At 51.0% G+C, this 15,013-nt stretch carries 10 protein-coding genes; 4 read left to right on the forward strand and 6 right to left on the reverse strand.

The window, feature by feature from the left end:
* Positions 1 to 679 precede the first annotated feature (679 nt).
* The 4 genes from hflX to EPA93_RS38735 all read right to left on the reverse strand — a co-directional run bounded on the left by hflX (position 680) and on the right by EPA93_RS38735 (position 6,885).
* Positions 680 to 2,041: a GTPase HflX gene (hflX, locus tag EPA93_RS38720; RefSeq protein WP_129892651.1), complete on the reverse strand. Its 1,362-nt coding sequence runs from the start codon at positions 2,039 to 2,041 to the stop codon at positions 680 to 682.
* Between the two features lie 578 nt (positions 2,042 to 2,619).
* Positions 2,620 to 4,227, reverse strand: coding sequence for an ABC-F family ATP-binding cassette domain-containing protein (locus EPA93_RS38725; protein ID WP_129892652.1), 1,608 nt, complete (start codon positions 4,225 to 4,227; stop codon positions 2,620 to 2,622).
* Positions 4,228 to 4,801: 574 nt separating this feature from the next.
* The gene (locus EPA93_RS38730; RefSeq protein WP_129892653.1) at positions 4,802 to 5,182 is read right to left on the reverse strand and encodes an HsmA family protein; all 381 of its coding nucleotides are present in this window, start codon (positions 5,180 to 5,182) and stop codon (positions 4,802 to 4,804) included.
* A gap of 599 nt (positions 5,183 to 5,781) precedes the next feature.
* Positions 5,782 to 6,885 carry a glycoside hydrolase family 71/99 protein gene (locus tag EPA93_RS38735; RefSeq protein WP_165423693.1) on the reverse strand — a complete coding sequence of 368 codons (1,104 nt, stop codon included), beginning with the start codon at positions 6,883 to 6,885 and terminating at the stop codon, positions 5,782 to 5,784.
* Positions 6,886 to 7,657: 772 nt separating this feature from the next.
* On the opposite strand from EPA93_RS38735, the gene EPA93_RS38740 reads away from it, so the two are divergent.
* Complete coding sequence (locus tag EPA93_RS38740; RefSeq protein ID WP_165423694.1) at positions 7,658 to 8,803, forward strand: glycoside hydrolase family 5 protein; 1,146 nt, start codon at positions 7,658 to 7,660, stop codon at positions 8,801 to 8,803.
* A gap of 156 nt (positions 8,804 to 8,959) precedes the next feature.
* On the opposite strand, the gene EPA93_RS38745 is transcribed toward EPA93_RS38740, so the two are convergent.
* Together EPA93_RS38745 and EPA93_RS38750 are read right to left on the reverse strand one after the other, a co-directional pair.
* Complete coding sequence (locus tag EPA93_RS38745) at positions 8,960 to 10,531, reverse strand: N,N-dimethylformamidase beta subunit family domain-containing protein (RefSeq protein ID WP_129892656.1); 1,572 nt, start codon at positions 10,529 to 10,531, stop codon at positions 8,960 to 8,962.
* Between the two features lie 290 nt (positions 10,532 to 10,821).
* Positions 10,822 to 11,688, reverse strand: a complete 867-nt coding sequence (locus EPA93_RS38750) for a class I SAM-dependent methyltransferase (RefSeq protein WP_129892657.1) — start codon at positions 11,686 to 11,688, stop codon at positions 10,822 to 10,824.
* Positions 11,689 to 12,871: 1,183 nt separating this feature from the next.
* On the opposite strand from EPA93_RS38750, the gene EPA93_RS38755 reads away from it, so the two are divergent.
* Genes EPA93_RS38755 through argC form a run of 3 tightly spaced genes read left to right on the forward strand, consistent with a single transcriptional unit; the run spans position 12,872 to position 14,971 of the window.
* Positions 12,872 to 13,033 carry a lysine biosynthesis protein LysW gene (locus EPA93_RS38755; RefSeq protein ID WP_165423695.1) on the forward strand — a complete coding sequence of 54 codons (162 nt, stop codon included), beginning with the start codon at positions 12,872 to 12,874 and terminating at the stop codon, positions 13,031 to 13,033.
* A 4-nt stretch (positions 13,034 to 13,037) separates the two neighbouring features.
* Positions 13,038 to 13,913: a lysine biosynthesis protein LysX gene (lysX, locus tag EPA93_RS38760; protein WP_129892659.1), complete on the forward strand. Its 876-nt coding sequence runs from the start codon at positions 13,038 to 13,040 to the stop codon at positions 13,911 to 13,913.
* Positions 13,910 to 14,971: an N-acetyl-gamma-glutamyl-phosphate reductase gene (gene argC / locus EPA93_RS38765; protein ID WP_129892660.1), complete on the forward strand. Its 1,062-nt coding sequence runs from the start codon at positions 13,910 to 13,912 to the stop codon at positions 14,969 to 14,971. Before lysX ends, argC begins: the two co-directional genes overlap by 4 nt.
* Positions 14,972 to 15,013 lie beyond the last annotated feature (42 nt).

The raw sequence follows: 15,013 nt of genomic DNA on the forward strand, positions 1-15,013 counted from the left end.
GTTGTTGTAACAGGCAGACTTTGAAAAGCTTTTCATGCCACGCGCTAAAAAATAGACCTCTTAGAGGCAGTATAATGCGCTGTTTATATGCTTGTCAAGGTCAATAAGAAAATGTTTACATTCTCCATTTCCTTGTATAGGGAGCAAAGATGCGGCTTTTAAGCAAGCGTATGACAGCAGGCAATGCTAAAGATGGTCTTGGCTAGCTTTATTTATGAAAAGGATTTCTTGCCTCATTTGGCGCTGCCACTTCTCTTGCGGATTTTTTATTTTCCCTGCCTACTATCGTTCTCCTCAGCGGTCCAGTCCTGCTCCAGAAGTTTCTCTGTGGAAGAGGGAAAAACTTTCCCAGAAGGGTTTCCAGAACATATGCTATACTGTTCGGAAAAACCCTGTTCGGGCATATTATACCGACTGCCTTGTGATGCTCTATCCATAGGGTCAGGCGATTGATTTAGCAAATAAATTAACTGCAAAGCTCAGGGATAAAGAGCACAGCAGCTTTTCCCATCTTGAGGAAGAGATTCTCTGCCAGCCAGCGCTATTGTGTTCTCGTTTGCCTTCGCTTCGTGTGTCGAGAGATTGCAGAGCTCTGGTTGGCAGAGGAATAGAAGGGCCATATTTTGTGATATGACCCTTCTGCTTTTTTGGCGAGTTGAGCCGCTCCGTTTGGCAGAGCTCAGGCTCGCATACGTACCTTACGAGGCAAGGCCGGGATTTGCAGGGCCATGAAAGGTCCGCTATGGTTTGCCGGCATATAGCCACGCAAATGGGTTCCGTTTTCCTCGTACTCTTCGAGCTCAATGGTGCCGAATTGATGGAATTGCGCCACCAGCTCGCCCCGGCTATAGGGAATCAGAACATCAAGGGGCACAAACTTTTTGATCAATGATTCACTGATGCAGCTCAACAAATTATCGATGCCATCGCCCGTCAGCGCGGAGACGCGAGCCTGAGGCAAGGTCTGGGCGATCCCACCCAGCTGCAGGATGGTATCAGCTGGTAAAAGATCGGCCTTGTTGAGGGCCACAACCATCGGCATTCCGCCGGCCCCAATTTCTTCCAGCACGTTTTCTACAGCCTGGATCTGGTGCTGAACGTGCGGGTGAGACGCATCCACAACGTGGACGAGCAGATCGGCTTCGGCCACCTCTTCCAGCGTGGCGCGGAAGGCGGCCACCAGGACCGTGGGCAAGCGTTGGACAAAACCAACTGTATCGGTGAGTAAGATCTCCTGTCCGCCACTAAAGCGAACGCGCCGCGTTGTCGGATCGAGCGTGGCGAAGAGCTTATCGGCGGCCAGGGCCTGCGCTCCAGCGAGTCGATTGAGCAGCGTGGACTTGCCGGCATTTGTATAGCCAACGAGCGAGACGACTGGCGCGCCCGTATATTTGCGCCGTTCCCTGTGAAGCTGGCGCTGATTGCGCACAATCTCTAGCTCTTCGAGCAGGCGATCTTTTTCGCGGCGTAAGAGGCGGCGGTCCACCTCAATCTGTTTCTCACCTTCGCCACGCTGATTGCTGCCACCACCGCGCTGACGCGATAAGTGCGACCACTGGCGTGTCAGGCGCGGTAGATCATATTCGACCTGGGCTAGCTCAACTTGCAAGCGACCTTCGCGCGTGCGCGCGCGCTGACCGAAGATGATCAAGATCAGCGCCGTCCTATCCAGGACGTGCGTTTCAAGAGCCTTTTCCAGATTGCGATGCTGACCAGGGGTCAGCTCAAGATCAAAGATGACGGCATCGCAGTTGTGGAAGCTCACCAGTTCAGCGATCTCCTCAACTTTTCCTGAGCCCAGCAGAGTGCCAGGATGTGGGCGCGCCAGCTTCTGTACGACGCGATCCACGCAGGTAACTCCTGCGGTTGTCGCGAGCTGGGTCAGCTCATCCAGCGATTCCTCTACTGCCCAGTCTGCACCTGGCATATCTACACTGATCAGAATTGCACGCTCGGGCGCCTGGGATAGCAGACCACTTAAAGGCTTTTCTTCGTCTGCATTGAGGCCGGCGTTTTTTAATTTATTTTCGAATTCTGCCATATATTCTCCCTGAACTATCTTATAATGCGGAGGGCCTGTGTAATTAAGGTGATGAGGAAAACATCTGCTGGAGTGCGGCTGTACTGGTCAGGGTGGGAGGATATGCTGCCTGCATAGTGTTTGAATGATTCGGCAGATCAATTCAGACGGTATGTGAGTTTCTTCTAACAGTGAAAAACCTTCCTCGCCCTGCATTTAGCGCAATACATAATACACTACGACTTTATATGCGTTTTCGTGTATCAGATGTGTTCCGCTAGGAATGGGTTACTGGAAGTTTATTGTCACCGCTGCATGTCTCCTCTTAAAATCATCACGTCTGTAATACTTACAAGATATCTGAGATAGGCTTAAATGTCAAGTGGCAATTTTGCCTATTCTGCTTTCCTGTCCCGTGCAGAACTAGTACTGTATAGCACTAACTTCTACAATTAGAACTACACAGCACCGATTCTGCGCTGTCAAGGATGGATAGGCCCTGATTCCCCTGGCAATTGTTCTCGATTTCGGGCCTATGTTCTAGCCATTGGCGCTACAGAACTGCCCTAAGCACAGCTACCATATGATCTTGTACATATTTATGCCCTTGTGAGCAGTTTGTTGTACTTTGGATCATAGAGAAGCGTGCGCCCTTCCGGCATGAGCAAGAGCATATCCGGCTTCAGGTGTTGCACGAATTCAAGATCGTGAGTAACGGCGATAATGGTGCCGTGATAGCTGCCCAGAGCGTCGCCGATGAGATTGCGCGAGATCACGTCAAGGTGCGTGGTTGGCTCGTCGAGTACAAGCAGGTTGGGACCATCAAGGACCATCTTAGCCAGGGCCAGCCGCGTCTTCTCACCTCCACTTAGCGTAGCCACGCGCTGACGCACGCGCTCTCCATTGAAGAGAAAGCGGCCCAGAATGCCCCGCACGCGCTTTGCGTCGGAGGGGAGCACAGCGCTTGCCTCCTCTAAGACAATATTGTCGTAGTCCAGCCCTTCATTTTCCTGCGCATAATATCCCAGGTGGACGCGCTCGTCGAAGGTGACGGTCCCGCCGTTGAGTGGCGTAAGCCCGAGCAACGTGCGCAGGAGGGTCGTCTTGCCGGCCCCGTTAAGCCCGACGATTACCAGGCGCTGTCCGCGTTCAACCTGGAAAGAGAGATTGCGAAAAATCTCTTTAGAGCCGTAGCTCTTACTCAACTTATCTGCATGCAAAACGAGGCGCCCGCTTGGCTGACGCAGCGGAAAATCGATCTTGATGCGCCGGCTTTCCTGGGGCAATTGCGGCTTGCTGGCTTCTAGCTGGGCGATACGCTTATCGATGGAGATGCGCTGACTGACGCGACTGGCTCCGAAGCCGCGCAGCTTATCCGAAGTCTTGCGCAGCCTGCTAATCTCGCGTTCGTGCTGGCGTTTGGTACGCTCGATGAAGGCCAGCGTATTTCCAGTAATCGTCAGGTAATTTGAATAGTTACCCCGGTATTCCTCAAGCTGATGGGTAAACTCGTTAATGCGCAAAATCTTACTGATGCTGCTATCAAGCAGGTCCAGATCATGCGAGATGAGCAGGAGCGCCCCTGGATAGCCTTGCAGAAAGTCCATTAACCATTCTGTAGCCTCGATATCCAGAAAGTTTGTAGGCTCGTCGAGCAAGAGAAGATCGGGAGCCTGGAAGAGCAAGCGCACAAGGGCAAGTTTCGTTTTCTGGCCCCCGCTAAGCGTACTGACCTGGCGATCAAGGGTGATGCCGCCCAGGTTCAGGCCAGCAATAAGTTGCTCGCTCCTCGCATCGGCCTCATAGTAGCCAAGGCGCTCAAGCTCATCCTGCGCCTGCGAGAAGCGCTGCAACAGCGTAGAGAGGTCGCCGTTTGCCGATTCGGCCATGCGCGCGCTCAGGTCCTCATATTTACTGATAGCCTGATCGAGGCCGGTACTGCTGAAGATGAAGTTGCGTACGCTACCGCCTTCCTCTACTGGCGCCTCGTGGGCTATATCCTGGGACAGATAGCCATGGCTGCGTGGGAGGGAGACAGTACCCTGATCGGTCTCTTGCACGCCGGCAATAATCTTCATTAAGGTGCTTTTGCCTGCCCCGTTTACGCCGATTAAGCCAGCCTTTTCGCCGGGGGCTACGGTAAATGATATATCGTCAAGTACGAGGCGAGCCCCATAGGAAAGTGAAATGTGGTTAACCTGTAACATATTTTTATCAATCCTTTGTGTGCATAATCAAAATTTGACTGGCAAAGAAGTGGATGTGTCAGTTGCGACGCGTGCGCATAAAGGGTCGCGGACACAGAATGAAGGGCTCTGCACACTCTCATGTATGAAAGAAAGGGTAGACTGGGTTCTTGCGGTGTCGCGTAGAACGGCTGGCAGTCGAGAGGTGTGCTGCCCGGCGACACACGCCAATACATACCCTGGTGGTTCCTGAGTGAGGGAGGAAAGGGCGAAAAAGATGCGGGAAAAGAATCGACAATGCTACTCAGCTATGCGCTGCGAGTAGACGCATCAGTATAAGACCATTTCCTGCCGCATGAGCCTGGCGTGGTCGCTCATGCGGCAGGTTGTATTGTAAGCGTTTGTCCTTCTGTCATCAGATTGATCTCTTTCGTGTTGCAAAAAGTTTTACGTCTGTTATGGTAACATCTTTGTGGCTGAGACGTCAAGATGTTTGAAAACCTATTCTAGCTTTCCGGTCCAGAAAGAGGGGCCCAGAAAAAGGGATGCAAATCCGCAAGGCGCATCCCTTTAGCTTGGAGTAGAAGAAGGGATTTTAGCCGAGCAGCCCGCTGTTAAGAACTGCGCCAGTACCATAGGGGATGAGCCAGAGGGTCCAGACAATCAGGCTCAAGCGATGGAAGCTCTGCAATTCATTGGGCCTTTTGCGCCATACAACTATGCTGGCCCACAAAGTGTGTATGGCCATAAGCAGTAAGGCCACAGCTCCCGTCATGCTGTGCAGGCTCATGACGAATTTTCCGCCGGCAATTAAATGCATCATCTCGGTTCCGGCTCCGTCGAATACTAATCCTCCCCAAAAGAAGAAGAGGTGCCAGGGCTTTAAATGCTTAACCAGGCGCTCGCTCCACACGCCGATGCTGTAGAGAACCAGCGCAGTAGTCATTGCCACGATTGCTAGTGGTAGTAAAGGCATCGTTGTAACCTCCTAAAAATTGCTTTGGCCTTTTAGCGTTGTTTAATATTGGCTTTGCGGTGACCTAACCGCTAAAAAATGCTGGAGGCATCCGGCTCTCCGCTGCATTTGCTGCTTATCAGGGCCGCTCTGTCAGGTCAAATTTGACTTAATCTGTAAAAAAATTATTGCTACCACCTAATTAAGTCAAGGTTGACTTAAATTGTAAGAAAAAATGAAATTGTCCTCAATGAAATAGGCTAAATGGGCGCGTTAACTTGGCTGCAAGGTACAGCGAGTGAAAGTAGTAGAGACTTATCTTAAGGCTTTTATTCATTAAGTCAGTCTTGACTTAATGGAGTATACAAGATAAAGATCAACAAGTCAAGGCAAGCCCTGGGAAGAATTGCTGTTCAATATGGTTGAGCTGAGACAGCTAGCTTTGTTTGAGGTTTGCAGATATGGTTGAGGTAAGGAAAAAATGTGAAGCTTTGAATTGAGCCAAAGAACTGCTCACAACCTGTTTGGAAGTGCTCAGCTCTCTGGCCGGGTAGGCTTAGCGTAGTGAGTCTTTCGACTTTACTGTGCCGTTTCGCAAGCAGATCAGGAAAATGGATTGTTTAGCTATTGCGCCACTGGCCGCTGAATTGCCGAGTAAGATTGATGTATTGGGTGCCATACGTGACGCTGGGCTCGATCATTGCGCCTTCAAACCACTCATTAAAGCTGGTGATAGTTACCCAATCAGGATGGCTGGCTATCGCTCCATTCCAGCTTTCGGCGTAGGTGGCGCCATTATCGCGCGGCACTATATAAGCACCTGTGCGGCCCGGAACATGAGTATCATTGTAGCCAGGTATAACGCCTGCTGCCCAGATCTTGTGTGTGCCATGAGCACTGTTATAGGCATCAACTTTGGCGCGAAAGCCCTCGTCTACCGCAGCCATACTATTGCTCTGCAATCCCCAGTAGCCACCACTAAAGAGATGAATGCCATCAAAGACGCTAAGCATAGAAATGTCGACGCCCTCAACCGACCAGATCATTTGATTATCGGGATCGACTTGATCGCGAATCGAGGCCCAATCTGAGAGTGTGCGGCCCTGGTCCAGGGCTTTCCAGAAGAAGATGACCGGCTTGCCCTGCCAGTGGAAGAAATGAGGATCATTGCTGTAGGTATTTTTAATATAGCGCAGGGCGCTTACAAAATTATCTATGCTGCCGAAAGCTGGTGCATCGCATTCAAGGTAGATCGAAGAGGTAAAGTCATAACCGGTTCTGCTTTCCAGGCTTGCCGAATGGGCCAGTACCTTAGCAAAGTTTTTATCGGTCTGATCTCCAGGTCCCCACCATGAGTTGATAAAGCCCGTAATACCTGCGCTCGATGCCCAGGAGAGCTGCCGATCGATGGTTGCGTCATCGCTAGAATTATATTTAACAGTAGGTAGATCTGGCATTGTCGATGCAGACCAAGTAGAAGAATTGTACCAGGAGTAGTAAAAGGCCAGCACAGGATGACTGGCGATACTACTGCCGGGAACTGGCGGCGCGGTAGGCTGTACTGTGGGTTTGGGTGTCGGTGTAGGTGTGGCATGATGGCCAGGAACCTGCAGCGTAATCGCGGTTGGTGTGGGATCGGCAGTTGCCGTCTGCGTTTGTCCCGGCACCTCGGGAGATGTTTGTCCCGGCGGTACAGTAGGCTTGGACGTGTTATTTATACCCACCGGGATATCCTGGCAAGCCGAAAAACATACAAGAAGACAAATATAGAGAAGAACGAAGGCCGCTCTTCTGCTCTTTTTTGATAGCTGTATCCCCATACGAAGAAAACCCTTTAGAAGTACTTCAATCCCCGACTATAGTATACCGAAATTACCACATGTATACTTAGCCGCTAGGATATTTGGGAGAGCCTGTTGCTCTTGATTGCTCTTTTACTATTTAAGGATGAGCTTATAAGCAAGGAATAGTGCGTAAATGGGTATATAAGTCGTTCTTTCTGCTTCCACTATACGCCATGACGTAAATCCTCACAAGATATGGTACTGCAGGCATACTTTATGCCTATTGATTTCTGCCAACCCGCCCAAAATGGTGACTTGATTGATATACGGGGGCAGGATAGCCAGGTTGCTCTTCTGCCCGCCTGCTCTCCCACTAACCGGCGAGCCAGCGCTCATCTATGAAGATAAGAATCTAAGTACATTTAGCCCAATGGGTTTAATTCTATGCAAAAATGCAGCCGGCACTCGTTACTTATTTTGAAGGCTGGAAAAGAGAGATCGATATTTCTCCTTTTGTCATACAAGAGAGTTTAATGAGGTGTGAGAAATAGATGGGCTTATCCAGTAGAAAACTAGCTAGTAGCCGCTTTCTCAATCATATAGAAAGCTGTAGAAATGTCGAAGAAGTGAGCCATCTCATAACTCACTTGGAAAAGGATAAATGTCAGATCGATACAGTCCTAAGTATTTTTTGAGTAAGGATACAAATTTTATGCGGAAAACGCGTTTGAAGATATCTACTTGGAGCATCTTGTGTGCAACTTTTGCCCTTGTTAGCCTGCTAGGCATAGGGCTGATAGTCCTGAATAGGACAGTGGCGCAAGCTGCTGGTAGCCTGCCCTATAATGCAACCGCCAATGGGCCCTATACAGTTCAGGGCAATAAGATTCTGGGCAAAGATGGACGGCAGTATATTATTCATGGCATGGCGAGGGATGGCCTTGAGTATAACTGCCGGGGAGAGGGGCCGCTGGATAAGCAAACATTAGCTTATATGGGGCCTGGCAATAGTACCAATGGTAGCACATATTGGGGCGCTAACACGATTCGCCTGCCGCTTTCGGAAGTATTCTGGCTCTCTGGCCAGGGCTCCACATGTACTGCCGCCCAATATCAAGCCCTGGTAAAGGGCACGGTAGATACCATAACGGCTCTCCATATGAATGTAATGCTGGATCTGCATTGGGTGGGAGCGGGCCGCCAATCGACCAACGGTGGTGGTCAATGGCCAATGCCTGACGGCGATAGCGTCACCTTCTGGCAACAGATTGCTACGCAGTATAGGGGTTACTCTAACGTCTTCTTTGAGCTTTACAATGAGCCAGTGCCGCCAAACTGGCCCTGCTGGCAAAAGGGCTGCCAGGTAAGCGGGACAGGCTATTCTAACGATTGCCATTGCTCAAAACAGCTGAGCTATCAGGCGGTGGGCATGCAAACTCTCGTCGATACGGTACGCAAGTCCGGCGCCTCTAATCTGGTGATTGTGGGAGGTTCAAACTGGGGCTTTGATTTGAGCCAGCTACCTAACTATCCCATTTCCGGGACGAATATCGTCTATGATACGCATCCCTATGCTTATGCTAATAAGTCAGCTAAATATTGGGATTGGGCCTTTGGCAACCTTAGCTCACGCTATCCGATCATTTCAGCCGAGAATGGCCAATATGATTGTAAAGAGGATTATATGAGCCAGTTGCTGCCCTATCTTGATAGCCATCAGATGGGTTGGGTTGCCTGGGCCTGGGTGGTCAATGGTAATGTATGCGGATATCCGCAGCTTGTCACTGATTATCGAGGCACGCCAGCGAACAGTATGGGAGTATATATCTATAAGTCCTTGCAGCGCTACAGGTCTTGATCCGCTATACCCTTCCTGTTAAGTCCAAAGTTTTGTTATAGCTATACTTGATAAGCTCCGGCGTTGAAGAGCAGCTTTATTGCAGCCCTTCAACGCTTTTGCTATTCGGACCCTCGTGACAAAGTGAGCTTCCCGGTAAGCTTTGCCCACCACCTGTTAATGGTGGACGATCAGGCCATCCATGACATTGCTCAATAACTTTTGCATCCCTGAAATCGTGCTGGCTTGCCCTGGACAGTGGGAATCTGTCTCGTAGCGATAGGTGTCGAGGCCGGCGGCCCAGTAGACGGAGCCGGAGGCAAAGACCATCGCACCCGAGGGCGCAAAGTAGATAGTCGTGTTGCTGCTATCTTTCTGCCCGTCGTCATTGATAGTGGGGGAGGTGGCCAGAACCTGTAGATTCTTGGGTGTGCTCCCATTATTAAAGATCTTGTCCCATTCGTAGCCAACCAGACCACAGCCATAGCTCTCGCCGGGCGTGAGATTAGTGCCACTCATAAACGAAGATTTGGCGCCAGGATCAACGATCCAGGGATACCCTTTCTGCTTATGCGTGATATCCGAGAACATAATCCCGATCAGCTCATTCTCAGGCCGATTGACCACAGGATCGCGCCACATTCCTGTAACGCGCGAATTATCTTTTCCGTACAGCGGGTCGCGCGCCAGGTCGTGATTATCGCTCTGCACCTTATAGCACACAAGTGTTTCGTCTGGCTGGCCGCTTGTTGAGGGCTCAAAGCGCATTTGCCAGTAGGAGGCATCGGCTTCAAGGAAGGCCAGCCCTACACCATGATCTCTAGCACTATCAACGCCATCGCGCATCTCTTTGGTCCAATATTCATCGTGGCCCAGCGAGATGTAGGCCTTATGTTTAAGTAGCGCTTCTGGATGCGTGTGCAGGTCGACGCTGCTGATATAAGAGAGATTGTAGCCTTGTTGCTCCAGCCAGTGAATAGCATCGGCCTCAAAGACTAGCACCTGATCCGAGCCATCCTGCTGCGTGCTGGGGCGCAGAAATGACACGTGTGAGGCGCGGCCATGGGGACTATTGTAGTCATACAAGCTATAGCCGCCCCAGTCATTGTAAGCTGCATAGGTTGTATCGGCTGTAACGACAACGTAGGTAGAATTAGTATTGCCAAGAACATCGAAAGAGGTATACGTCTGCTTATTATTGGCATCTACGAGCTTGACCAGATAGACTCCGCTTGTCCAGTCATTGGGAATCGTCAGCGAATAGGAAGGTTTCCAGCGCGCCTCGACAAGACCGGTATTGTGGTCCACATAACAAGTAGTACAGTCAACGAGCTTAGAATTGGCTTCGTCGAAATAGCCCTGAGCCTCACCCACGCCGTGTGCCGCCATCATCTGACGGGCGCCTTTGCCCATATACCAGCCCAGGCGATAGACAAAGAGCGTATATCGTGTGCCTGCTTGCTGCGTGCTCACATAGAAAGTGATATTTTGTCCAGGGGCAACTGAACGGGCGCTAACGTAGGCCTGTATCTCCGTAGTGGCATCCTGGCCAGCAGGAATTTTCCAATCGCTGGTGCCGATCTGCGTGTTTTCGCGCACAATCGGATTATCGGCGGAGTCGCTACCCAGCGGTACCGTGGCTATGGTATTGGCCTGTCCCTTAAAAAAGTGGGCATTGGCCCCGATTACCAGGGCGATAACCACCACAGCTGCCGCTACTATTGTCGCAATAATATTGCGGTTCGGCATAAGGAGTCTCCTTGTAGATTTCAAAACCACTTAAACTACACATATTGTAGAGTAAAATAACGTATGAAAAATAGCCTGTGTGAAATAGGAGACTTCCCTTTCTTCGATTTTGAATATAGCATATGCCTGGATTTCAATATGTTTCGTTTGTGGTAATAAACAAGGGCATATAATAGATAGTCGGTAGAGAAGTTGCTACCATACAGCTGAAGTGTATGTTTGCTGCGAGTTATTGTTGAGGCGACTTGTGAAGCCTTTGGCAGGAATGAAAGGGGAAGCTAAAGGCGCGCTTATTTGCTTCCCCAGGCGGTAAGAAAGTGCCATGTGGCATAAAAATCTGACTTTTGTCTTTCCAGAAGTGATTGCTGATAGAGCGCCTCGTAGTCTTCGCTCATGCAGCCCCATTTGCGTATAAAAGGCATCAGCGTGCGGGAGGCCAGGGCCATATCTTCGCTATAGGCCTGCCCTTCGGGAGTGCCTGCGCGATACTCAAGCACATGAGCCTTTGTCTGCACGTTATTGCAGCCATATTGCTGGAGTAGGAGTGGCAGGCGAGCAGTTATGCCCGTCGAGTTTTGTTCGAAGAGATGACCGGCCTGATAAAAAGCACAGAGCACCTTCTCGTTGAGGCGTGTCGTGGCCGGGCTATTGCTGCGATGCATTATTTCCTGGTCCGTCAGCCTGATCACGCCGCCTTTGCGCGTCACGCGCAGCATCTCGCTAAGCATCTTGGGCCAATCCCAGGTGCGCAGAAGGCTACCGCCCAGACGCAAGTTGGTCAGGTCGAAATAGCCATTGGGAAATTCAAGCAATAGCAAAGCATCCATAACGAGAAAATCGACGCGCTCGGCAACCTGCTTATCCTGAGCTTGCTGACGGGCGTAAGTAATCATGCGTTTACTGATATCGATGCCTGTAAAGTTTACCATGGGGTAGGCTGTGGCGGCCTCAATGATCCAGCCGCCGGGACCACAACCAATATCAAGGACGCGGCGCAGCTTTGTGGGATCTTCCTGTTCGGCCAGGACGCCTCCCATGGATGTAGTGAGCAGATGATCTTGCAACTCTAAGCGGGCAAGCTCGGCCTGATTTTCGCGATCTTGCACGATATAGGTGCTGGGCAATTCATGATTGCGCGGCTCAGAAGGTGTTGACATATGACATACTCTCAAACAATAGCTATTTTTGTGGCCTTATTGTGATGAGTGAAAAAAGCGGGATTGTCAAGTACCGTCCCCTTGACTTGGAGCTTGGAGCAGAGCCCCATTCCCCCATTCCCACCGCCCCCGTAGGCGGCGCATTCGTCAAACGAAGTTTAACAAAGCACTAGCATATTTTGAGTATAACAGGGAGATATGGCAACTGTCGAGCTAGAGACTTTTGCGGGGAGAGAAGTAGCTATTTTGGCGGAAAGCCGGGTAAAAAAATCCGTCAGTGGGCTCTTAGCTGAGCTCCCAGGAGTGAGCAGAAAGGAAAGAGAAAATTTCTGTTCAGTCGTAAAGGGGTTGACAGAGGGCAAAAGGATATGTTATAAGTTCTACAGTGTTACGAGAAGTAAAGACTAAAGGCACTGCGGGGACGAGTAACAGTTATTAGTTACGTCCAGAGAGTGGGAGATCGGTGGAAATCCCATACGTCAACTGGCTGTGAAAAAGACCCCTGCCGCTACGAGAAGAAATCGCGAAAAGCGAAAGTAGACCTCTGTCGGTACCTCCGTTATCAGGTGATTGGGCACATAATGTGCCTATAGAGGTCGTTGCCGTAAGGCAGCGGCAAATGAAGGTGGTACCACGAGAGCCACAATAATTCTGAGAATTATCGCTCTTCGTCCTTCCCCAGTGTGGAGGATGAAGGGCGTTTTTGTTTGTCCTTTATCCTGGTGAGTAAAAACAATTGCATAGCTAAAAGCTTTGATGGGACAAGTAACGGATTTCGTAACGCACAGAGAGCGGATGGTAGCTGAAAAGTCCGTAGGGCGGAACCGTGAAAAAAGACCCGGAGCTGCGAGAAGAAATCGCGAAAAGCGAAAGTAGACCTCTGCCGGAGCCCCCGTTAACGGGATGAGTAAGAGCAACGTGCATAGTTGCTCTCTACCTGAGATGTTGGTGCGCTGAGGCACCGACGAATGAAGGTGGTACCGCGGGAGCATATAAGACGCTCTTCGTCCTTCTCAAATGCATATCCTGAACGGGATCGAGACAAGATCCCGGTCCGGCTATCTCTCTTCACTGCTCAACTTGAGCAAGTGTATAGAGAAAGGCTGGATAAGGAAGAATGCATGGAGGGATGAGGGGCTTTTTTGTTGGCCTGAAATATGAATTGAGAAAGGAAATCATGAACATGGCACACTGTCCAGAATGCGAAGCTGAAGTAGCTCTGCAAGGGCTGATGGTTGGTGAAGTACTCTTCTGCCCCGATTGCAACGCTGAGCTAGAGGTGCTGAATACAGAGCAACCTGAGGTAGGGCTTGCCCCACAGGTTGAGGAAGACTGGGGAGAATAAGATCATGCGCCTGGCTATTCTGGCATCACGCATTCGTGTGGAAGAGAAGTTGCTGGTCGAAGCCCTGAAGAGACGAGCGATAGACTTTGATATTATCGATGATGGTGGACTCTTGCTCGATCTGGCCCAGCCTGCTGAGCGCTGGAACGCTTACGATGCAGTCTTGAGCCGCAGCGTCAGTCAATCGCGCGGCCTGGCCGTCTCGTATGTGCTGGAGCACTGGGGCTTGCGCGTCTATAACTCGGCAGCAGTAACGGCAACTTGTAACGATAAATTGCTTACGACCCTGGCTCTACTGCGCGCTGGTATTCCGACGCCACGCACCCTCATGGCCTTCGAAGCCAACTCAGCAGTTCAAGGCATTGAGACGCTCGGTTATCCGGTTGTGCTTAAGCCTATCACCGGCTCGTGGGGACGTTTGCTGGCACGCGTGAATGATCGGGATGCGGCCGAGGCGGTCTTAGAGCATCAGGAAACGCTGGGATCTTATCAGCACCATATTCACTATATTCAAGACTACGTGGCAAAGCCACAACGCGATATACGGGCCTTTGTCGTGGGCAATCGTACGATCTGTGCCATTTATCGTAGTAGCGAGCACTGGGTAACAAATACGGCGCGTGGCGCAGTTACCACCAATTGTCCCGTGACCCCAGAGCTAGATAGCCTCTGCGTAAGGGCCGCACAAGCCGTTGGCGGTGGCATTCTTGCCGTCGATATTCTTGAAGATGCGGAACAAGGCTTTCTGGTCAATGAGATCAACGCAACTATGGAGTTCCGCAATAGCATAGCCCCGACCGGGGTAGATATTCCTAACGAGATCCTTGATTTTATTGAGAGCGGCGTAACGAATCAGGCATTTGAAGGAGCTGTACGATGAGTCGATTACGTGTAGCGATTGTCGGTGGCTCCGGCTACACCGGCGGCGAGCTGATCCGACTTCTGCTCTTCCACCCGCACGTGGAATTGACGCAGATTGCCTCGGGTAGCCGAGCTGGTCATTATGTGCATAGCGTTCATCCAAATCTGCGCAAGGTAACAGCGCTGCGTTTCTGTCATCCAAACGACCTGACAACGTGTGACATCGTTTTTCTCTGCTTGCCTCATGGCGCGTCTGCGGGCGAGATTGAGCGTTACCAGGCTTTGGCGCCCCGCGTAATTGATCTCTCGGCTGACTTTCGCTTGCGCTCTCCAGAACTCTATGAGCGCTGGTATGGGGCAGCGCATCGCGCACCCGAATTGTTGAATCAGGCTATTTATGGCCTGCCCGAACTGCATCGCCGCGAACTGGCCGAAGCAAATCTTGTCAGCGGAACTGGCTGTATGGCCACCGCTGCTATTCTAGGGCTAGCTCCCCTCTATCGGGCTGGCCTCGTGAACCGTGCTATCCCGCTGGTCGTGGAGGCCAAGGTTGGCTCATCAGCAGCTGGCGCTACCCCTGGGGCGAGTAGTCATCATCCTGAGCGCAGCGGAGCCGTGCGCTCATTCCAGCCAACGGGACACCGCCATAGCGCTGAACTGATACAAGAGCTTGGTGAGCTCTCGGGAGGCGAGATAGCTCAGCCGGTAGCATTCTCGGCCACGGCGATCGAACTGGTGCGCGGCATTCTGATCACCGCGCATGTTTTCGTCAATGAGCCGCTTGAGGAGCGCAGATTATGGCGCGTCTATCGTGAGGCCTATCAGCAAGAGCCGTTTGTGCGCATTGTCAAAGAGCGTAACGGCGTCTATCGCTATCCCGAGCCCAAGATCCTGGTGGGCAGCAATTATTGCGATGTTGGTTTTGAGTATGATGCCGAGCAGCAAAGAGTCGTGGTTATGGCTGCTCTTGATAATCTGATGAAAGGCGCGGCAGGCAATGCCGTCCAAGCCCTGAATTGTATGTTTGGCTGGGATGAGGTAACTGGCTTGAGTTTCCCGGGCCTGCATCCTGTGTAGAAGAGCAAAATGAATTGCAAAGATTAAGATAATTGCGTTTCT

The organism is Ktedonosporobacter rubrisoli (genome assembly GCF_004208415.1).
Taxonomy (GTDB): domain Bacteria; phylum Chloroflexota; class Ktedonobacteria; order Ktedonobacterales; family Ktedonobacteraceae; genus Ktedonosporobacter; species Ktedonosporobacter rubrisoli.